Source organism: Providencia manganoxydans (assembly GCF_016618195.1).
In the GTDB taxonomy this organism is placed as follows: Bacteria; Pseudomonadota; Gammaproteobacteria; order Enterobacterales; family Enterobacteriaceae; genus Providencia; species Providencia manganoxydans.
Genome location: NZ_CP067099.1, coordinates 2,125,657 through 2,146,167 on the forward strand (window position 1 = coordinate 2,125,657; position 20,511 = coordinate 2,146,167).

The following is a 20,511-nucleotide window of genomic DNA, read 5'->3' on the forward strand; positions in this document are numbered from 1 at the left end:
CGTATTTTTGATAAAAAGTTTCGGCAATAGCTGCTGATTCTAACGTTAATTGTTTTAATATTTCGGCGTAGAGCCTCTTTTTTAATTCCAACTATAATTAAACCAGCAGCACCGTACTCCATATATTCAGGCAATGTAAAAATAGCATCTATGCTCTTTTCTTTTAGCTTTAAGAAACCGGTAGCGATAGCTTTCAGGTATATGTTCTGTGAGCGATGCTGCGTCACATTTGTGTCAAAGCTTTATTGGCAACCTTTACGAATAGTTTGATTGCGAATAAACCAAAAACGCTCAGCTTATAGTGTTAAAAACAATGTATATCCTAAAGTATAGACAATAAAACAGATCTTTTGATAGTAAAAATAGTTGAGTGAGTGAATAACTCATCTTTTTGGTCGATAGTGATATTCAAAACTGACGCTAATATGGTTATTGAATAATAAAAATAGCAGGTTGTTATCATCACAAAAGGTCAATCCATGAAAAAATATACAACAAATTTATGTTTGCTTTCGACACTCATTTTTACCTCAATAACGGGTTATGCCAATCAAATTAACAATGAATGCAATGTACCTGAGTTGACTAAATGCCCGCAGCCTATCGATAGCTCATACCCTGATGTCAGAAATATGCTGACTTGGGATCAGCAAGAGCGTTTATTAGGTTTTCGCAATGACTATCGCTCTTATCCAGGTGATGTTTTTCATGCTAATAATCCCAAATCATTGGTTAGGGAAATTGAAAATTTAGAAGATGTAACTTATCAAATAAAAGGTATGACATACCGATTAGAAGACTATATTAAACGCAACAATGTTGTTGCATTAATGGTGATTAAAAAAGGAAAAGTCGCATTTGAATATTATGGAAAAGAAAATACAGCGGAAACACTTTGGACTTCTCGTTCAGTAGGAAAATCTATCGTTTCGACACTGGTTGGAATTGCATTACAAGAAGGCAAAATTTCTTCACTAGATGATGCTATTGTCAAATATAATCCTAGTGTTCAAGGTACTGTATGGGAAAATGTAACAATAAAACAATTATTGCAGCATACATCAGGTGTTGAATGGGGAGAAGACTATGAAAATCCGAATTCAGATTTTGCTAAGATGACTGAATGTGAAGCTAACCCTCAGATCTATGCATGTGTGCAAAAATTAGTAATCGATCCAAAGCGTCAATCTTATGCTAAACCAGGAGAGGTATGGCGATATAGCTCAGGTGGAGCATGGTTGCTGGGCGATACTTTAGAAAAAGCAACGGGAGTCTCGCTTGCTCAATATTTGCAGAATAAAATTTGGCAGCCATATGGCATGACAAGTGATGGTGTGTGGCAAAGCTATGAACTGGGGAAACATAACACAGGGGCTCATGGTTTTAATGCAACCCTTGAAGACTGGGGGAAGTTTGGACTGTTTTTTGCAGAAAATGGTGTGTTAGCGGATGGCAAACAAATGCTACCGTCCAATTGGCTTACTGAATCCAAAAACTGGGTACAAGCAAAAGACTCAGTTAACCCAAGTTATCCAGAGGGAATATACGGTTTTGAATGGTGGAATAATCGTGTTCCGCAAAAAATGCACAATGTAGAGCCTAAGCAAGGTCTGGATAGTGATAATACATTATGGGCATTAGGGATCTTTGGGCAAATTATCGTGGTAAATCCAAAAGAACAATTAGTGATTGTTCAGTGGTCAACATGGCCTGTTGCACATCCAGCGGAAGATGGTCAGCCACTTGAGGCCTCGTTGATGTTTAATGCAATTAACAATAAATTAAAATAATTTATTAATCAATCAGATGAAGCCTGCCACACAAGTGTAATAAATGGTAGGCTTTTTATTTGAATGGCAAAAATAGCTGAGTAAATTATTGTGTTTTAGTCACAAAAATGAACGCGCTAATATAACAAATGGTCAATAAAAGAAAATGAAAGGGGAGCTTATTTAATATCACCTATTACAAAGGTAAATGGATTATCAACAAAGTGAATAAATACCTCATCACAAATAACCTATAAAAAATCTATACAACTTTAAACTTGTCCTATTGTGAAGTATTCATCCAGTGTGATTTATTAGTGTTGCAAGAACATCCTTGCTTAAATAAACCTGAAGGCACTTAAGATGAAAAAGTTTTTAGCAATCGTAACTGTATTGTCATTAGCTATTTCTAGTTCAGCATTAGCTGCAAGCACAGTAAAAAATGAGCAATCGGCTTCAACAGTGAAAACCCAAAAAAGTGGTAAAGTACATTCAGCAAGTAAAATAAAAGCACATACTACGCTTGAAAAGAAAGTATCAGCTGAGCCATCTAAAGCATAGCGCTCACCTGAGCTAAAGTTTGTCACACCTATCAGTGCCATGGGGAAATATATTGCCCGTGGCACTGCATCTCTATGGTATACTCAATGTTATTTATTAAGATATATCACTTATGAACTACCAATGTCCTCTATGCTTTCATCCCTTAATACAACACAACCAAAGTTGGAAATGCACTAATAACCATCAATTTGATTGTGCGAAAGAAGGTTATGTTAATTTACTGCCAGTTCAGCATAAACGTTCGAAAGATCCGGGTGATAGTGCAGAAATGATGCAATCGCGTCGGCAATTTTTAAACGCAGGCCACTATGATCTAATGCGTCAATTGGTTGCAGATAAGCTGAAGCAATATATTTCTAAACAAAATAATACTTTATTAGATATCGGTTGTGGGGAAGGTTATTACACCGATTATTTTATGCGGCAGCTGACAACGTCTGATTTTTCACCCATTGTTTATGGTCTAGATGTTTCAAAAGTGGCTATTCGTTATGCGGCAAAACGTTATCCATTAGTTAACTTCTGCGTGGCCTCTAGTCATCGATTACCTTTTGCTGAACAAAGCATTGGCGCAATTGTACGTATCTATGCGCCATGTAAAGCAGAAGAGTTGGCTAGAGTTTTACAAAACAATGGGATCTTAGTAACTGTCACGCCAGCACCTAAGCATCTACAAGAGCTAAAACAATTAATTTACAGCGAAGTTAAGTTGCATCCGATTAAAGAAGAGCCATTGCCTCAATTTAAATTATTAGATGAAACAAACTTAAATTACTCAATGTCATTAACAGGTCATGAAGCATTTGAATTACTACAAATGACCCCTTTTGCATGGCGAGCGAGTGAAGAGGTTAAACAAGTATTAAAGCAGTCTAACACCCAAAATTATACTGCTGACTTTATGATCCGTGTTTATAAATTAATGGAAAAATAATATTTAAATAGGCTCCTGCAATATATACAGGAGCCATCAGAAATTATCTAGGCGCTATAAATAAACAATTCGAGATGTTCGAATAAAATATTGAAGCCAATACCAATTAATACCACACCACCAATAATTTCCGCTTTTTTACCAAGTAGGGGGCCAACATAACGGCCGATCATCATACCAATAGTAGCCATGATCATGGTCATTAAACCAATCGTCATCGCAGTGTGGACGATATCAACTTGTAAAAAGGCCAAACCAAGGCCGATTGCCATTGCATCAAGGCTGGTGGCGATAGCTGAAAGTACTAGGCTCATTGAACTATTACGTGATGCAGGGGCACAGCACTCATCTTCTTTTTTAGCTTTGATGCCTTGCCAAATCATACGAGCACCCAGAACAAACAGTAGCGCGAAAGCAATCCAGTGATCCCAACGGATGACGTATTGGCTTGCTAAAATACCAATGGCCCAACCAATAATTGGAGTTAATGCTTCGATAAAACCAAAGATAAAACCGGTACGGAGGATTTCTTTAAAACGGGGTTTGTGTAGGACAGCACCTTTGCAGATAGCGACAGCAAATGCATCCATAGAAAGCGCGAGAGCTAAAACTAGGGTAGCGTAGAAACTCATAATATAAACCTCGGTTGGGTAGATCCATATACACATGAATTACCCCCAACCAAAAGGCTTATTCATGTGTCTATGGTCTTGCCAACCAAGATGGCGTCCGTACCACGTTTAAATTACAAACGAGTATGTTGACACGGACATTCTGGATATATTTCCAGAACAGGCTACTCCCCAATGACGTGGTTCGAAAGATATCACAAATTAATTTAAAGACAACACTTAATTTATTGTGGCCATTAATTTTTGTTGATAATAATTGTCATTTTCAATAATTAAAAAATTGAGGTTAACTTAATCATTAATTAACCTCAATCTTAATGTGAATATATATAACAATTATTTATGATTGATAAGGAATTCGTATATTCTTTGTAAATCATCAAGTTGTGATACTTGAATGTAGATTTTCTTATGCTCTAAGCCAACAATTAAAATACCATCTTCCGATAAATTCATTGTTTTAATTCTATCGAATAATATAAATGTATTGGCGAAATAAAAGCCTTTCTGTTTAAAAAATAATTTTGGTGTTCGAATAAAAGCCAAATAAACTGACATCAAAATAGTAACCATCAATAAATAAGTGGTTAACATACTCCCGTTGCGGGAAATGTTGGTATAAATGACAATACAAATTAACACAATAAAAATAATAGCATCAGCACGGTGTTTGCGCTTGAGGTTAACTTTTAATAGTGTTTTTCCTTTGAGTAAGTGTTGAATAAATTCATCATAAATTGCATACAGCAGCATCAATAAGATAATAATGGCCAGTATGGAATCATTTAAGGTCATTTTGAGTGCCCTTGGCTAAGTAAACAATGCTAGAGAGCTTAAAAGTAAAAATGGGAGGCTGCAACCTCCCATTTCAATTAATGATACTTCATTATGGCGCTAAGAAATTTAACCACGCACCAAGGATACCAAGGCCAAAGAAGCCAATAATGATCCACAGTGGGTTAACTTTACGACGGAGCAACCACATACACGCAAAGGTAAGCAATAAAGGCACCAAACCTGGCATCAAGTCATTTAAAATATCTTGAACCGTTTTGATTTCCATCACTTTTGTGGCAGGATTTTCGATGCTCGATACAATGACTGGTATATCAACATGGGTCCATTTATTCACTAAGGCCCCCATGACAAACAGACCAAGTATTGATGCACCTTCAGTTAATTTTTGCAGGAAGCCACCACCGATATCTTGAACAATATCGACACCTTTTTTATAACCGTAAGCAACACCATAGTAGAGTGTTAATAAACGAACTAGGTTAAATAATACAAAGAACAGAATAGGGCCAAGTAGGCTACCTGTCATTGCAATACCTGCACCTAAAGCAGCAAATACTGGGCGTACAGTCCCCCAGAAAATCGGGTCACCAACACCGGCTAATGGTCCCATGAGACCAACTTTGATGCCGTTAATGGCTCCGTCATCAATGTCTGCACCATTGGCACGTTGTTCTTCCATTGCCATCGTTACCCCTAATACAGGAGCAGCGACATACGGGTGGGTGTTGAAGAATTCGAGGTGACGTTTAATTGCTTGTTTACGGTCGTCATTATTTTCTGGATAGAGGCGACGGATCACCGGTACCATCGAATAACAGAAACCGAGAGCTTGCATGCGTTCGAAGTTCCAAGAGCCTTGTAAAAGGTTAGAACGTAAGAAGACAGCGCGGACATCACTTTGAGTCAACTTTTTCGCTGTTGGGCTTGTTGTATCAACCATTATGCTATCCTCCTAGTCTAATTCGTTATCAAGGTTGTTGTTACTGCCATTCCCTTGAGTGACAACCACTTGGGATTTGTTATATTTCGGGCTAAGTTGGATATATAGGATAGCCATAACCGCACCGATAACACCGAGAGCAACAAGGTTGAAGTTGGTAAATGCCGCAGTGACAAAACCTAAATAGAAGAATGGCATCAGGTAGCCAGCGCGCATCATGTTGATAACCATTGCATAACCGACCACAACAATCATACCACCTGCAATGTTCAGACCATCAGTCACCACTGGTGGGATAGCGTCTAACATTTGTTTGACTTCTGAAGTTCCCACAGAGAGAGCGACAATCAGTGCAGGAATTGCAATACGCATTGCTTGCAGGATTAATGCAGAAACGTGGATCCAGCTAATGGCAGCAAGGTTTCCATTGGTGGCAGCACGGTCCGCAGCATGTTGGAACGCAACGGTCACAGTACGTACAATAATGGTCAGTACTTGGCCTGCTGCTGCTAGAGGGATTGCAATGGCAATACCTGCGCCAATGCTTTGACCACCAGCAATAACCAGAATGGTTGAAATAATCGAGGCGAGGGCGGCATCTGGCGCAACCGCAGCACCGATATTCATCCAACCTAATGCGATCATTTCAAGTGTACCACCAATGATGATACCCGTTTTCATGTCTCCCAAAACGATACCGATAAGCGTACAGGCAACGAGCGGGCGATGGAACTGGAATTCATCGAGGATAGAACCCATACCTGCGATACAGGCAACGATGAAAACCAGTACTATTTGAACAACGGTAAGTTCCATTGTTTAATCTCCTGTAACCAAACGAGTTTGGTAAATCTGTTTTCGAGTAATGGTTAAAATTCAATAAAATTAACGGCCTAACTAAAACTAATTTTTTAATTTTTTAATTAAATCCATCATCTGAACTTTACTGTCAGAGGAAACCTTACGCACTTCCAGTTCAATATTTTTACTGTTCAGATAATTAAAAGCATCAATATCTTTTTGGTTAATTGACACTGCATTGGTGACTTGTGTTTTACCTTCATGGAATGCCATACCACCGATGTTGACAGACTTGATGTCGACACCAGCTTCGACAAGACGTTCCACATCAGTTGGGTTAGTAAACAGCAACATCACACGTTCGCCTGCATATTTAGGGTTGTTATAAACCCGAATACATTTTGCAACATCAACAACGTGAGCACTGACCCCCGGAGGCGCAACTTGTTTAAGTAGTGTAGAACGAACTTCATCTTTAGCGACTTCATCGCTAACAACGATGATACGTTTTACTCGGGTTTCTTTTGTCCAGCGAGTGGCGACTTGACCATGGATCAATCGGTCATCAATACGTGCAAGTGCGATGACCATATGCTCACCAGGGCCTGCGGTAACAGTTTGTGCCGATGCAGGTTGTGGAGTTGGCGTTGGTGCAGCGACAGGAGCTGATTCAGGTTCTTTCAGTTTCAGTGCACGAATACCACCACGACCAGTTTCTAAGGCGACAGAAACTAACTCTGCCATAGAAGGGTTATCATCACGGCACATAAACGTTTCGACTAGCATAGGTACGTTAACACCAGTGACTATTTCGTAATTATCTTGATCATTGACGATACGACTGGCGGCATTAAATGGGCTGCCTCCCCAAGTATCGACCAAAAATAGTACGCCGTCAGTGGTGCTTAAATCAGCTAGTTTGGCGGTGTATTTATCAAACAGGGTCTCAGCATTTTCCCCCGGTACAAAGTCGATAAACGAGACATTTTCCTGCTCGCCAATCAACATTTCGGTAGTGCGCAGAAGTTGCTCTGCTGCCACACCGTGGGTACCAATCATAATAGCTATACTCACTTGATTTCCCTCTTTATAGATCGAACGGAATAACGCATTAGATCAAAATTGAATCAGTTTAATTAGCCCTCCTAATAGAAAACCATACTGATAATTTTAGCTGAATAAAATCACTCTATTTATTTCAGTTAGCAAACTGTTAATTTACCATCTAATAGAGTCAGTAGAGGTAGCATAACATTTTGCATTAATGTAAAAACTTGTTTTGTGTCAGAAAATTAAAAACATACGCGTTATTTCAAATAATATGCATGTATTTTTTGAATATATTGATTATTGTGAATTTATATTTTGTATAAATAACTTTATTTGGATTATAATTCTGTTATCGGTAACAAAGGAAGAACAACTAATTTGATATTAAACTAAAAAAGCCCAAAAAATAAGCAAAATGTGACTCGTTTCAGCAGTAGGAAGTTCTGAAAAAAGATTATTTTATGATCAGGTCATTTTAGTAACGATTTAATTAAATTTTCGTTAAATTATCAAAAAGAGATTGAGTGTGAGTAAAAAACAAACAACTATTATTTTTTATAGATGATAATGATTAAATTATTAGCAAAATAAAACGCCGTGGATCCATTCATTATGATGAATTCACGGCGTCATACTTTAAATTGCAGCGCAGGTCACAGTTTTTTAGGCTTTTAGCGATTCATGCTATTATCGCTTACCTACACCTCGAATTATCTAAAGTATAAATTATATGATTGATACATTAATCACACTGAACTTTAATTGCTAAACCACCACGAGATGTTTCGCGATATTTAGCGTTCATGTCTTTACCTGTTTCATACATGGTTTCAATGACTTTATCGAGAGAAACGCGAGGCTCACTCGTACGGCGCAGTGCCATACGTGTTGCATTAACAGCTTTAACTGATGCGATCGCATTACGTTCTATACAAGGCACTTGAACTTGTCCAGCGACAGGATCACAGGTAAGTCCTAGATTATGTTCCATACCAATTTCTGCGGCAATACAGACTTGTTCAGGACTAGCCCCAAATAATTCAGCAAGACCTGCCGCCGCCATTGAGCACGCAACACCAACTTCACCTTGGCAACCGACTTCTGCACCTGAAATTGACGCATTCATTTTATAAAGAATACCAATTGCACCAGATGCGAGGAAGTAGCGTGTATAGAGTTCAGGTGTTACAGGCTCAATACAGTGGTTGTAGTAAGCAAGAACCGCAGGAACAATACCACAAGCCCCATTGGTTGGTGCAGTTACAACACGACCACCTGCTGCATTCTCTTCATTTACGGCTAATGCAAACATGTTGATAAGGTCAACAACATTCATTGGGTCATTAGACAGCTTACTCGAAGATGTGACAAGGCGATTGAGTGCCGGCGCGCGGCGTGGTACACGTAGAGGTCCTGGTAGAACGCCTTCAGTGTTTAAGCCACGCTCAATACAAGCCTGCATGGTTTGCCAAACATCAGCAAAGTAGGCATCAATCTCTTCTTTGGTGTGAAGATCAAGTTCATTTTTCATCATTAAACTTGAGATAGATAAGCCAGATTTTTTGCAGTTGAGTAACAATTCTTCTGCTGATTTGAATGGGTAAGATACGGGTTTACTGTCAAGAGTTGACTGACCAAAATGTTCTTCATCAACAATAAAACCACCACCGATAGAGTAGTAAGTTTTAGTATAAATCTCATCATTACCAGCGAATGCATGAATAGTCATGCCATTTTCATGCAGTGGTAGGTTGTCTAGACGAAAGTTCATGCCACCTTCGCGTGGGAAATCCACGGTGTGGGTGCCATTGGCAAGCAACAATTTTTCTGTTTTCTCAACATTGGCGATAAAAGCAGGGATCGATTCAATATCGACGGTTGCAGGTAAATTACCCGCAAGCCCCATAATGATAGCAATATCAGTATGGTGACCTTTTCCAGTGAGTGAAAGAGAGCCATAAACGTCAACAGCAATGCGTGTGACGCTTGGTAATAATTGTTTGTTTACCAAATCATCGACAAATTCTTTTCCCGCCTTCATTGGGCCGACGGTATGAGAGCTTGAAGGACCTATGCCCACTTTAAACATGTCGAAAACGCTTATCACGCAGGACTCCTTAAAAAAAGTAGATATTTAGTGATTTATTTTAAAGGGCGCTACTTTACTGTGATTTAGTAGTGTTAACCAGTAAGTTTAAATTATTTTTTAAAATAAGGTAGCAACAAAAGGCCTATTGATTAAAAATAGCACAAAATGCGCTCGATTACGTCACGAAATGATTATTTAAGTTGGAGGGCTAGCTGATGAATAATGGCAGCGGTTAGTCCCCAAACTAGGTGACCTTGATACCAATAAAAGAAAATACGGTTAGAACGCCCTGAACGTTTAACATCAATGAATTTATGCTGCTGGAGTGATAAGGCATCAAATAAAGGCACTTCAAAGACACTCGCGACTTCGCTTGGATTTGGACGATAGTCAATTCCTGCGGGTAGTAAGCCAACAATGGGAGTAACTTCATAACCGCCAAGGCTTTGTTGAGGTGTTAATTGCCCGAGTATTTGCACTTTTTCAGGTGGAATAGCGACTTCTTCATAGGCTTCACGCAGTGCTGTTGTCACAAGAGAGCCATCTTCAGGATCACTTGCCCCCCCAGGGAAAGCAACTTGCCCTGCATGAGAACGTAAAAAAGGTGAACGTTGAGTCAGTAACAACGTAGGTGTTGATTTATTGATAATTGGAAGCAGAACCGCAGCCGATTTACTCGCCATCCGTTGCGGTTGGCGAGTTATAGGGAGTGTTAACTGAAAGCGATTAATAAATTCACTTAATTCAGTCATGCGGTGGTAACTCTCCTAATACAGGTAAGATAAGACTAAGTTTATCAAATGTTTCTTGATATTCTTTATCTGCTTGGCTATCCGCTACAATACCACCGCCTGCCCAGCAAAAGATCTGTTTTTTGTCAGTGAGTAGTGTACGAATTGTGATATTAGTATCCATTTTGCCACAAAAACTAATATAACCTATCGCGCCACAATATCCATGACGGCGATGAGGTTCTAATTCTTCAATAATTTGCATCGCACGAATTTTAGGTGCACCAGTAATTGACCCTCCAGGGAAGCTCGCCCTTAATAAGTCTGTGGCAGTATAAGGTGCAGCCAGTGTAGCGGTAATGGTACTGACTAAATGATGGACGGCGGGAAATGCTTCAACCGCAAATAGTTCAGGGACCTTGACCGTTCCTGGTACAGCAACACGACCAATATCATTACGAAGCAAGTCAACAATCATTAAATTCTCAGCGCGATCTTTTGGTGAATTAGCTAATTTGTCTGCTTGTTCTGCATCTGCTTGAGGATCCTCTAAACGAGGGAGGGTACCTTTTATTGGACGAGTTTGGATCTCGCCATCTTGCAATAGAATAAAACGTTCAGGTGAAATACTGATTACTGCGTTTTCAGGCAGCCGTATAAAAGATGAAAATGGTGCTCGGTTGGCTTGATTAAGCAACATGAACGCATCCCATTCATTGCCTTTATATTTGGCTTGAAAGCGTTGTGCTAAGTTTATCTGATAGCAATCACCACTGCGTAAATAATCATGTATTTGACCAATTTTTTGTTGATATTGCTCTTGAGACATGTTGGCGTGCCAAGGGCTGGTCAATGTGAATTTTGTTTTGCGTGATGCTTTTTGCGATTTAAGCCAATTTAAACGTTCATTGACATCATCGTAGCTAAATAGCGTTACTCGCTGTTCTAAGTGATCAACAATTAATGCCCAGAGGTAAATACCGACTGCCATATCTGGAAACTGTAAGTCAGTCTTCGCTATTTGAGGAAGTTTTTCTATACGACGTCCTAAATCATAGCTCCAAATACCTAGTGCACCTCCAGTAAAGGGGAGTGCGCTATCACAACAATGTTCAGGAGTGAAACGTTCAATCGATTCTTGTAATAAGGTGAAAGGGTCATCTTCAGAAACATTAACGAATTGCTGATGAGTAATCGTAGTTTTGTCACCGTTTGTTATCAGGGTTGCGATAGGATCAGCAACAATAATGTCATATCGGTTATGAGAATGCTCTGAATTACCTGAATGAAGTAACATTGCCCATGGTTGATGAGCTAATGGTGTAAAATAATCAGTTGCCGCGTGAATATGATAAGGGAGTTGTATTTTATTGATAACCATTTGGATACGCTAAACTAAAAATCGATATAATCGACATATAAGGACTGTCGCTCAGATTAGCATATACTCATCATACTGCAAGTTGCAGCATTTTGATTACGCTTACTTGCGCCAGCCATATCCTCTTCGATGCGCTTAACGACCCGTTCGCTTGTCGCCTAGCTGTCTCCCGAATTATTTAGAATATATATTCTTATCTTAAGAAGCCAATAGCTGTTAAAATTGCGCTAAATTTTATTGTAAAGGATTTAACGATGTTTTCAGGTATGCCAGCACTTAATCACCAAGAGCAACAGGAAGCGGTTGAGCGCATCCATCAACTTATTGCCGATGGCATGAGTAGTGGGGAAGCTATTGCCCTTGTCGCGCAAGAAATTCGTGAAAAGCACAAAGACAAAGAACAGATCCACGCACGTTTTGAAGAAGATGACGATTAGTATAGCTAAAACAATCTATTAACATTTCCGCTAAAATCTGATACATATTAGTTAAGTCAAATCATTTTGGCAGTTTATAAATATTCGTCTATTTTAGATAGTGTAGATAAATAGCGTATAAAATTTACCATGGTGATTATTCTAATTTGCCACCCACAATACTCTAAATAATTCGAGAGACAGCTAGGCGACAAGCGAACGCGTTGCTAGAAGTATAAAAAATACGGTGACTGGTGCGAGTGAGTAAGTCAACAATGCTGCAACTTAAACTATGGAGAGTATATTTTGATAGGGATCAGAGGAAGCATTATGAAAGCAGGAAAAAAAATAAGTTGTGTTGTAGGTAGCTGTGTACTGTTATTCAGTTCTGTTGCATTTAGTGCAAATCAAGAAGAAGGTAAAGCAGCCCCTTTTATTAGTTGCGATAAGTTGTCTGAGCCACAAATAGCGGCACAAGTTAAAAATGATTTTATGCACAATCGTTTACCTCGTTGGACTGATGAAAAAGCCTTGGTAGGTAAAAAAGCAGTGGCATGGGTGAATAGCCAAGATGTGACTAAGACAGCAACTGGTTATGAAGTTCCATTGACAGTCAGGGGTGCAAAAAAGGATCTACAGTATAATGTGGTGGTTGACTGTGAAAAGTCGACAATTACATATAATCCACTGAAATAATCTGAATCTGTTAAGCCAAAGGAGAAGTTAGCTTCTCCTTTGGGAGATCGATTAACGATTCCTTGGTTCATAAGGAAGTCGCGCAAAGTTTTGAGAGAGTTGGCGGTAATATACGAGTCGCTCTCTGAAATATTCTCTAAGATTTTCAGGTTGTTCCCGTTCGACTACCTCTGCTATGACTGCAATATTATAGCGTTCTTTAAAAGCCACACCTGAAGCTTGCAAGTCGACATTGACTTTATCCATTTGATCTTTTGGTAACAGTGCGAGGTTATAGTTCATCTTACTTCTCAAATTCTTTACAGGTATTTTGGTATAGTAGCATATCACTATGCATGAGCGATAATCTATGCCCTAACGTTAGTATCGAATAAGTAAAAATAAATAAAAAATAAACGGCTTTAATTTACAATATAGCAATTTAATATTAAGAGAATAAATGTTATTTACTTTTTCATGAAATGAAAAAATTCCAGTAAAGATAATGAGATTGATTATTATTAGTTTTAATAAAAGTTATTAATTATCAGTAAATTGGGTTTTTTTGTTTTATTATTGTTTTAGGGTTTTAATTATTTATTTAATATGCATAATAATGGACATTACTCTTGATGACTAAGGAAAGAATATGCTAACAACTGACATGATCAATAAATTAAATGAGCAGTTAAACCTTGAGTTTTATTCTGCGAATTTATATTTACAAATGAGTGCTTGGTGTAGTGATAAAGGTTACGAAGGTGCTGCGGCTTTTTTAAAAGCACATTCACAGGAAGAAATGGAGCACATGCAACGTTTGTTTGATTATCTTAGTGATACTGGGGCACTGCCAATACTGGGCCAAATTGCAGCACCACCAGTAGCATTTAATTCAATCGCTGAAGTCTTCACCTTAACTTATAAACACGAACAAGAAATTACTGCGGAAATTAATAAATTAGCGCATTTAGCAATGACAACGCAGGATTATTCAACATTTAACTTCTTACAATGGTATGTTGCTGAGCAACACGAAGAAGAAAAATTATTCAAATCCATCCTAGATAAATTAGATATGGTAGGTGAGAGTGGTAAAGCGCTATTCCTATTGGATAAAGACTTAAAAAGTATGTCTGCGGTAACTCACGTTTAATATAAAATATTCATCTTCCTCCCAGCTTAAAATTGCAGCACCTTTCATAAGTTATAGTGACTATGTTCATTCGAACTAGTCACTTAATTTATGATGTATCGGGCATCTCTTCTACTTAGTACTGAGTTTTCCTCTGTATTATATAAGGCATAGATCCATACATAGCTGGTGTCGTTGTTAAGATTTATGTGATCCTTTCTTTGCGTTTTGTGTCTTTAGTCACACCTTAAGTAGCTAAATCGATTTTTTGTAGCAGATAAATGAGATTTATTTCGTATAATAGTTGGCAATAAATCTAAATTCACCTGCAAATTAAGGGGTTACTATGCCAATCCACCAAATTAAATCATCTTGGCGCAAGCTCAGTGCTGTGGCTGTTCTATTTTTAGGCATGTCATTTCAACAAGCTTTTGCTCATGCACATCTTAAAGATCAGCTCCCTGCTGAAGGTGCAGCAGTAGAGCAAACTCCAGAGTCCATCACTTTAAATTTTTCTGAAGGTATCGAAGTTAACTTTGCAAAAGTCAAGGTAACAGGGCCAAATGATAACGTAGTTAAAACAGGTAAGCCTGAATTAGACCCAAATAACGATACAAAGGTCATTGTGCCAATTGAAAGTAAATTAGCCGCGGGTAAATACGATGTTAATTGGAGTGTTGTTTCTGTAGATGGCCATAAGACTAAGGGCGAATACAGTTTCACTGTGAAATAATTATGTCTTTAGAGGCATTTTACGTCGTTATACGTTTTTCTCATTTTATTGCCGCGATGTTGATGTGTGGAATGTCAATATTTGCGGTGATCTTGAGCTCTGGCGCATTTAGCCAAGTTCTTCAGCGGATTTTAAATCGCGGTATTGTATTCAGTGCTGTGATTACTGCGGTAACCGCATTTTTTTGGATGTCAGCGCAAGCAGGGCTGATGGGAGACGGCTGGCAAGATGCAGTCGATCTTGAAACTTGGCTCAACGTATTACAAACGTCGTTTGGTCAAATTTGGCGTTGGGAATTAATTTTCTCTATTATCACACTTGGGGTGATTTTTATTTCTCGCCAAGAAATTAGACTATATTCATTGTTAATACTTTCTATTGGGCTATTGGGGTTACACGCATTGATTGGTCATGCTGCTATGCATGATGGGGTAATCGGTAATTTACATCGCTTAAATCAATTTATTCATCTTATTAGCTCAGCCTATTGGTTTGGTGGGTTATGGCCTTTCTTGATTTGTATTCAATTTTTACGAGATAAAAAAGAATTGGCGGCGGGCTTAGATAAACAAATATTTGCGAGTTTAATCCGTTTCTCTCGCGTAGGGCATATTGCAGTAGCAATGGTTTTAATCACAGGGGTGATTAGTGCGATGACATTACTACCACAATGGCCATTTGCCTATAATAACTCCGAATATCAATCATGGCTGTGGTTAAAAATTGTATTAGTTATTGGTATGGTGATATTGGCATTGGTTAATCGCTATGTATTAGTGCCTAAGATCCAGCAAAAAGGGCGGTTACAGTATTTGATTATTAATAGCTGGATTGAATTATTGTTAGGCAGCATGGCAATACTCGCCGTTGCTGTTTTTGCAACCTATCAGCCCATTTAAGATTTTGAACAAGGTATAAGGATGAAACTGAAATTAATTCTGTGCTCTGTGTTATTGGCCAGTTCAGCTTTTAGTGCTGTGGCTGCTCCTTTAGAAACTGTGAGTAAAAAACAGTTTGGTGATGATTGGCCATTTACTCGAGAAGAAGTCATGCTAGAGTGTCGCAATAATGGTGCTTTAGTTGTGATTAACCCTGCAACTTTGATGCAATATCCATTAAACCAAGTTGCGCAGGAACAGATGGAAAGAAAAGAGATCAAAGCGCAGCCAATTGATGTTCTACTTGCGCCAATAGAAACGCAAAAAACAGTAGAACAGCGGGTATTACCAATTAAATTAGCGGCTGAGAAGCTTTGTGATAAAGCCTAATAGCTATTTTTATATCAATACACTAAATTCATAGCTCATATACTCACCATACTTCAAATTACAGTGTTTTTGTTAAGGTATGGTGATTATGTCTAAATATATCCCATTCATTTATTCATCCATTCATGCTAATCATCGTATTTCCTATACATCTAGCGACTCGTTTACTGACTGATTAGCGACACCTTTTATTATTTCGAAGCTCAGTAAAAATAACGATAAATTATAGTTTTTTGTATTTTTATATTGATTAAATTTGAAAGGTTATACTTATTGTTGAAATAGAATTTAACTATCAATCAAATAGCTCGATATTCGAAAATTAAGAAATAAATTGTGTTAATAATATGTGAAAAAATTGATAATTAGTATGGTAAGAGTACGTTTAGCGAGCTAGTATTAAATTGTACTTTGTTACGTCTCAATGGCAATTTTTAGCGCACGGCTCTGCCAGAGCCATTTCCCAAGGCCCGGTAATCGGAATCTACCAGGCCTCTTTTTTTGCCTATTATATGCTGCTGATTACTTAGCGGCTTCATCAATTAAGCCACTCGCATTATCCAATGATGATTATCTTTGTCATAGCGCTGGCGATATAACAAAACGGGTTTCTCATTGATTAACGCAGGGATACTGGTGTTTTCATCCCAGCCATCCAATTGCATGCAGAACTCTGTATCAGAATCGCATGGAATACTGACGGTATCGCTTTTATGATCAGCCATAATTGCATCATTGATTTCATAGGAAGATATTTTCAAATTAACTATGCTCATAATGTTACCTCTAATGTAGTTTTGGAGTAGGTATTATCGACTCAACAAAACTAAGCATAGTATAAATGGAATTCATTTCCAAAAATTTTTTTTCAAGAAAAAAGATAGAAGGTGCAATATTGTTTAAATACGCACCTTTCTAGTGATTATTGTTTCGGGATAGATGTACCCCAATCCAACCAGTCTTTTGGTGGCTCTAATTTTAGAATGAAATGCTGTTCAGGTTTAGCTTTTGGCGAAAGAGGCACGCTTGGTGGGGTTGCAAGTGATATGCCACCGCGTACAAACTGTTTAAATGTACCACTTTTAATCATGCCACCAGTAAGGCCAAAGGATAAATTATAGCCAGACGATAACCAAAATTGAGTGTTGTCACGAATGAGATATTGATATTCTTTGCCAATTCGAGTGGCAACATAAACTCGATCGGAAAGCTCTCCCAAATACAAACCTGTTACAGTGCCAATTTCCATACCTCTGAATAGCAATGGTGTGCCAACTTGAATAGAACCGACTTCACTGGCGTCTAAAATGATAGTTAAGCCATCTAAATAACGTGAATCAGTGATATTGGCAGCTTGTAATTCAAATTGGTAACGGCTTTTATTTCCTCGTCCTGGCTCTGCATTAATATAAGGTTGAATTAAGGAATCTAAATTATTAAATCCTGATGGGGACAGTTCAGGGGTGACAACAGCAAAACGGCTACCACTTTTGGTAAAGGCGTGAACATATTCAGGGTAAAGGATTGCTCGTGCATTAACTTCTCGATTATCCGGCGATAGCTTCAATGAATCAATTTGACCAATATCAATACCTAAATAACGAATAGGCATACCTTCAGAAAGCTTAGATGCATCGTAGGTAGTTAAAGTCACTACGCTCCCAATGGCTTTTGCTGCCGTTTCATTAGGGTAGAGGGTATGTTGTCTTGTGCTGTCTAAATTTGAGGTTTGGAGGTTATCAAAACTGATCGCGCCTCTAATTGCGCGGGTGAGTGGCGCAGCTTGAACTGTCAAACCATTGCCATTAAGTTGTACTTTGGCGCCACCTTCAGCCCAGAACACACTTTGTTTAGTTAATAAATGGCGGTATTGGCTAGAAATATGAATATTAACGGCAAAGCCTTCCTTGGTTGGTTTAATTGAGACAATTTCACCAACAGTAAATTGACGGTAAAGTACGACAGAGCCAGTTTGAATATCCGGTAATGTATTGGTATTTAATGTAATTGTCGTTGTTGGTGATGAGCCGGTGACACCCGCTTTAGCGTTATCATCACTGCGATATAATGGGAAGTTTTCAGGTAATTCCTCTTTGCCTTTACCCGCTAATAGGTGGATCCCACCATCTAGCCATTCTTGTGGTGTGGCACCTTGGAATTGAATGCCAGTTAGTCCAAGTTGTACATCCACTCGGCTATTAGCCACAAATTTACTGTCTTCACGGATCAAATGGCGATATTCATCCAAAATTGCCACATCAAAGGTCACTTTATCATCAAGCAGGTGACGCTGTAACACTTCGCCGATCTTGATACCTCGGTACATCACGGGCTGTCCAGCATTGACGCCATAGGTCTCTGGTGACCATAAAGAAACTTTTAAGTTTTCTCTGTTTTGTTGTTCGTAGTCCTCAACATCGTGCTTATTGGCTTTTAAATCAAACTGCTGGCCTTCTTGTGCTGGAGGGCTATTAGGTGGGGAATCAAATGCGACCGCACCATTAATAACAGCAGAAAGGCTTTCCATTTTAACATTGACACCTGAGTTCAGGTCAAAGCCACCTTGAAAGCCAGACACATTCCAAAATTGACTATTTTCACGAACTAAATTGGCATAGCGTTTCTCGACCACTGCTGCAATCGAAACTCCTTTATCATCTGGTAAAATGGAATAGTCAGAAATATAACCCACAGGTACTTTACGATAATAAATTGGTGAGTTTTCGTGTAATGAACCGAGATCTTTCGCATTGAGATAGACTAATAATTCCCCAGCTTCGGTCTGTAGCTGAGGGGGAGAGTCTTGAGCGATGAAGTCGTGTTGTTCCTCACCAGTACTAGGCTGCATACCAATATAGTTACCGCCGACTAAGGCATCTAAACCTGAAACTCCAGCAAGCGTTGCTTTCGGTGTGACAAGCCAAAATTTTGTTCCTGAAGTCAGCGCGGGTTGCATATCTTTATTAATACTTGCCTTAACAATAATTTTTTTCATGTCTTGGCTAATCGTGACTGATTGAACTAAACCAACTTCCACTCCTTGATAGCGGATAGGGGTCCTTCCTGCAACAACGCCAGGCGCTGAAGAAAATTCAATAGTGACTTCAGTGCCTTGCTCTAGCCAGTGTTGGAATAGTAACCAACCGGCAATAAACACTGCGACAAGTGGTAACAGCCAAAAAGGGGAAATACGTGCGCGTTGACGTAATATCGCCTCTTGTTCCTGTTCAGCAGATTCATTTTGTTGATTGTGATTTTCCATAAGAATCCCAAATTAAACGGCTATCAAGCCACTCGACAGCGAGTATGGTTAAAATAACAGCGACACCGAAGAATAATGCGGCAGGGCCCATCGTAAATGACATCAGTTGATCGCGATTGATAAGTGTCATCATCAAGGCAATGACAAAGAGATCCAACATCGACCATCGACCAATCCAAGTGACAAACTTAAGTAACTTCATCCTCAGAACTGGGTCTGTTTTGCTATGGCGTTGGATAGAAAGCAGTAGCAAGATCATGATAACAATTTTAATAAATGGCACTAATATACTGGCAATAAATACAATGATAGCAATTGGCCAATTACCTGAGTCAATTAATGATACTACGCCTGAATAAATAGTATCTTCCATGCGTTGACCATTTAGGTAAACCACCGAAATTGGCATTAAATTAGCAGGAAAAAGTAAAATCATGGCCGCAATTAGTGCTGCCCATGTTTTTTGTAAACTATAAGGCTCTCGGTAGTGTAATGGACGGTGACAGCGCCGACACACTCCACGTGAATTTGGCGAGCCGGTGTAATGGCATGCTTGGCAAGTTAGCGCTTCTGGGCCGTTAGATTGCGGCTGTTTTGGGTAAAATAGACGCCAAAGTTGTTCAACATTAAGATGAATAAGTATGAGTAGGCTAATAAAGGTCATTGTAATAAATGCAATGAATCCATGACCTAAGAAAACAGTGGCATAGTCCTGCATTTTGATAGCAGCAATGCCAAGACCAATGAGATAAACATCTAACATTACCCATTCTTTTAAACGACTTAGTACTAAGAGAATGGGGCGTAAATTGAGCCGCAGGCGCTTCCCTAAATACAAATAGATAATAAAAATAGGTAAAAATAGTGGGGCGACAATCGCGCAAAAAGCGACAATACTTGCTGTAAGAGGATCACCTTGTTGATTGATTAATTGTATACCTTCAATGACATTAGCGTTAATTTGTGTACCAAGTAAGTGAATAGAAATTAGCGGTTGCCAAAATGCAATCGGTGCTAACATAAGTAAAGTGATTGAGAGAATAAATAAGCGATTTAATGACCACGAACGCCCATCATCAAGTTGACTATTGCAACGTGGGCAGATAACGACCTGTTGCGTATCGTGAGGTGGGATAGATAATTTAAGATTGCAATGGCAACAGTGTTGCGAAATTATCTGACTATGATTAATGTGATCCATTATTTGCTCATTGATTTGTTAGCCATGCTTGTAATCTAGTGTAAAAAAATTTACGACTTAGTGACAACTTGCTAACCTACATATTGCACGAAATGTTTAATTTATTGCGTTATTTGATTATTACAAGAAAATTTT

At 38.7% G+C, this 20,511-nt stretch carries 21 protein-coding genes and 1 riboswitch; of the genes, 9 read left to right on the forward strand and 12 right to left on the reverse strand.

Features of this window, described 5'->3' with window-relative positions; all coding sequences use genetic code 11:
* Nucleotides 1-479 precede the first annotated feature (479 nt).
* The 3 genes from JI723_RS09425 to rlmA all read left to right on the forward strand — a co-directional run bounded on the left by JI723_RS09425 (nt 480) and on the right by rlmA (nt 3,267).
* Entirely contained in the window at nt 480-1,790 is a 1,311-nt protein-coding gene (locus JI723_RS09425; protein ID WP_337979944.1) for a serine hydrolase domain-containing protein, read from the forward strand.
* A gap of 342 nt (nt 1,791-2,132) precedes the next feature.
* Complete coding sequence (locus JI723_RS09430; RefSeq protein ID WP_081335949.1) at nt 2,133-2,330, forward strand: hypothetical protein; 198 nt, start codon at nt 2,133-2,135, stop codon at nt 2,328-2,330.
* A 112-nt stretch (nt 2,331-2,442) separates the two neighbouring features.
* A complete protein-coding gene (gene rlmA / locus JI723_RS09435) occupies nt 2,443-3,267 on the forward strand; it encodes a 23S rRNA (guanine(745)-N(1))-methyltransferase (RefSeq protein ID WP_070928283.1) in 825 nt (274 codons plus the stop codon).
* A gap of 47 nt (nt 3,268-3,314) precedes the next feature.
* Here rlmA and mntP read toward each other — a convergent pair whose 3' ends face one another.
* The 8 genes from mntP to pabB form a co-directional block, all read right to left on the reverse strand.
* Nucleotides 3,315-3,899 (reverse strand): manganese efflux pump MntP, encoded by a 585-nt coding sequence (gene mntP, locus JI723_RS09440; RefSeq protein ID WP_139158673.1) that lies wholly within the window; start codon nt 3,897-3,899, stop codon nt 3,315-3,317.
* Between the two features lie 6 nt (nt 3,900-3,905).
* Nucleotides 3,906-4,084, reverse strand: a riboswitch (yybP-ykoY riboswitch).
* Nucleotides 4,085-4,235: 151 nt separating this feature from the next.
* Nucleotides 4,236-4,694 (reverse strand): DUF986 family protein, encoded by a 459-nt coding sequence (locus JI723_RS09445; RefSeq protein WP_070928279.1) that lies wholly within the window; start codon nt 4,692-4,694, stop codon nt 4,236-4,238.
* 91 nt (nt 4,695-4,785) lie between these two features.
* Nucleotides 4,786-5,637: a PTS mannose transporter subunit IID gene (locus JI723_RS09450; protein ID WP_070928277.1), complete on the reverse strand. Its 852-nt coding sequence runs from the start codon at nt 5,635-5,637 to the stop codon at nt 4,786-4,788.
* 12 nt (nt 5,638-5,649) lie between these two features.
* Nucleotides 5,650-6,453: a PTS mannose/fructose/sorbose transporter subunit IIC gene (locus JI723_RS09455; RefSeq protein WP_070928275.1), complete on the reverse strand. Its 804-nt coding sequence runs from the start codon at nt 6,451-6,453 to the stop codon at nt 5,650-5,652.
* Between the two features lie 87 nt (nt 6,454-6,540).
* Nucleotides 6,541-7,512, reverse strand: a complete 972-nt coding sequence (manX, locus tag JI723_RS09460; protein ID WP_337979945.1) for a PTS mannose transporter subunit IIAB — start codon at nt 7,510-7,512, stop codon at nt 6,541-6,543.
* 718 nt (nt 7,513-8,230) lie between these two features.
* Entirely contained in the window at nt 8,231-9,595 is a 1,365-nt protein-coding gene (locus tag JI723_RS09465) for an L-serine ammonia-lyase (RefSeq protein WP_336193165.1), read from the reverse strand.
* Nucleotides 9,596-9,768: 173 nt separating this feature from the next.
* On the reverse strand, nt 9,769-10,329 hold the full coding sequence (locus tag JI723_RS09470; protein ID WP_337979946.1) for a CoA pyrophosphatase: 561 nt from the start codon (nt 10,327-10,329) through the stop codon (nt 9,769-9,771).
* Nucleotides 10,322-11,689 carry an aminodeoxychorismate synthase component 1 gene (pabB, locus tag JI723_RS09475; protein WP_140187265.1) on the reverse strand — a complete coding sequence of 456 codons (1,368 nt, stop codon included), beginning with the start codon at nt 11,687-11,689 and terminating at the stop codon, nt 10,322-10,324. Before pabB ends, JI723_RS09470 begins: the two co-directional genes overlap by 8 nt.
* Before the next feature lie 254 nt (nt 11,690-11,943).
* On the opposite strand from pabB, the gene JI723_RS09480 reads away from it, so the two are divergent.
* Both JI723_RS09480 and yebF read left to right on the forward strand, forming a co-directional pair.
* A complete protein-coding gene (locus JI723_RS09480) occupies nt 11,944-12,126 on the forward strand; it encodes a YoaH family protein (RefSeq protein WP_070928266.1) in 183 nt (60 codons plus the stop codon).
* 309 nt (nt 12,127-12,435) lie between these two features.
* Nucleotides 12,436-12,801, forward strand: coding sequence for a protein YebF (gene yebF / locus JI723_RS09485; protein WP_272580080.1), 366 nt, complete (start codon nt 12,436-12,438; stop codon nt 12,799-12,801).
* Between the two features lie 51 nt (nt 12,802-12,852).
* Here the strand turns inward: yebF and JI723_RS09490 are convergent, their stop codons facing one another.
* Nucleotides 12,853-13,083 (reverse strand): DNA polymerase III subunit theta, encoded by a 231-nt coding sequence (locus JI723_RS09490; protein WP_070928262.1) that lies wholly within the window; start codon nt 13,081-13,083, stop codon nt 12,853-12,855.
* Nucleotides 13,084-13,429: 346 nt separating this feature from the next.
* Between JI723_RS09490 and ftnA the strand changes: the two genes are divergently transcribed.
* From ftnA to JI723_RS09510, 4 genes are all read left to right on the forward strand, one after another.
* The gene (gene ftnA, locus JI723_RS09495) at nt 13,430-13,933 is read left to right on the forward strand and encodes a non-heme ferritin (RefSeq protein WP_337979947.1); all 504 of its coding nucleotides are present in this window, start codon (nt 13,430-13,432) and stop codon (nt 13,931-13,933) included.
* A 325-nt stretch (nt 13,934-14,258) separates the two neighbouring features.
* A complete protein-coding gene (gene copC / locus JI723_RS09500; RefSeq protein WP_070928257.1) occupies nt 14,259-14,645 on the forward strand; it encodes a copper homeostasis periplasmic binding protein CopC in 387 nt (128 codons plus the stop codon).
* Nucleotides 14,646-14,647: 2 nt separating this feature from the next.
* Nucleotides 14,648-15,544: a copper homeostasis membrane protein CopD gene (gene copD / locus JI723_RS09505; RefSeq protein WP_337979948.1), complete on the forward strand. Its 897-nt coding sequence runs from the start codon at nt 14,648-14,650 to the stop codon at nt 15,542-15,544.
* 21 nt (nt 15,545-15,565) lie between these two features.
* Nucleotides 15,566-15,913: a DUF2511 domain-containing protein gene (locus JI723_RS09510; RefSeq protein ID WP_070928253.1), complete on the forward strand. Its 348-nt coding sequence runs from the start codon at nt 15,566-15,568 to the stop codon at nt 15,911-15,913.
* Nucleotides 15,914-16,455: 542 nt separating this feature from the next.
* On the opposite strand, the gene JI723_RS09515 is transcribed toward JI723_RS09510, so the two are convergent.
* From JI723_RS09515 to yebS, 3 genes are all read right to left on the reverse strand, one after another.
* A complete protein-coding gene (locus JI723_RS09515) occupies nt 16,456-16,689 on the reverse strand; it encodes a DUF1480 family protein (RefSeq protein ID WP_070928251.1) in 234 nt (77 codons plus the stop codon).
* A 146-nt stretch (nt 16,690-16,835) separates the two neighbouring features.
* Nucleotides 16,836-19,175 (reverse strand): PqiB family protein, encoded by a 2,340-nt coding sequence (locus tag JI723_RS09520; protein WP_070928249.1) that lies wholly within the window; start codon nt 19,173-19,175, stop codon nt 16,836-16,838.
* Complete coding sequence (gene yebS, locus JI723_RS09525; protein WP_070928245.1) at nt 19,150-20,376, reverse strand: membrane integrity lipid transport subunit YebS; 1,227 nt, start codon at nt 20,374-20,376, stop codon at nt 19,150-19,152. The genes JI723_RS09520 and yebS overlap by 26 nt, the downstream gene beginning before the upstream one ends.
* Between the last annotated feature and the right edge of the window lie 135 nt (nt 20,377-20,511).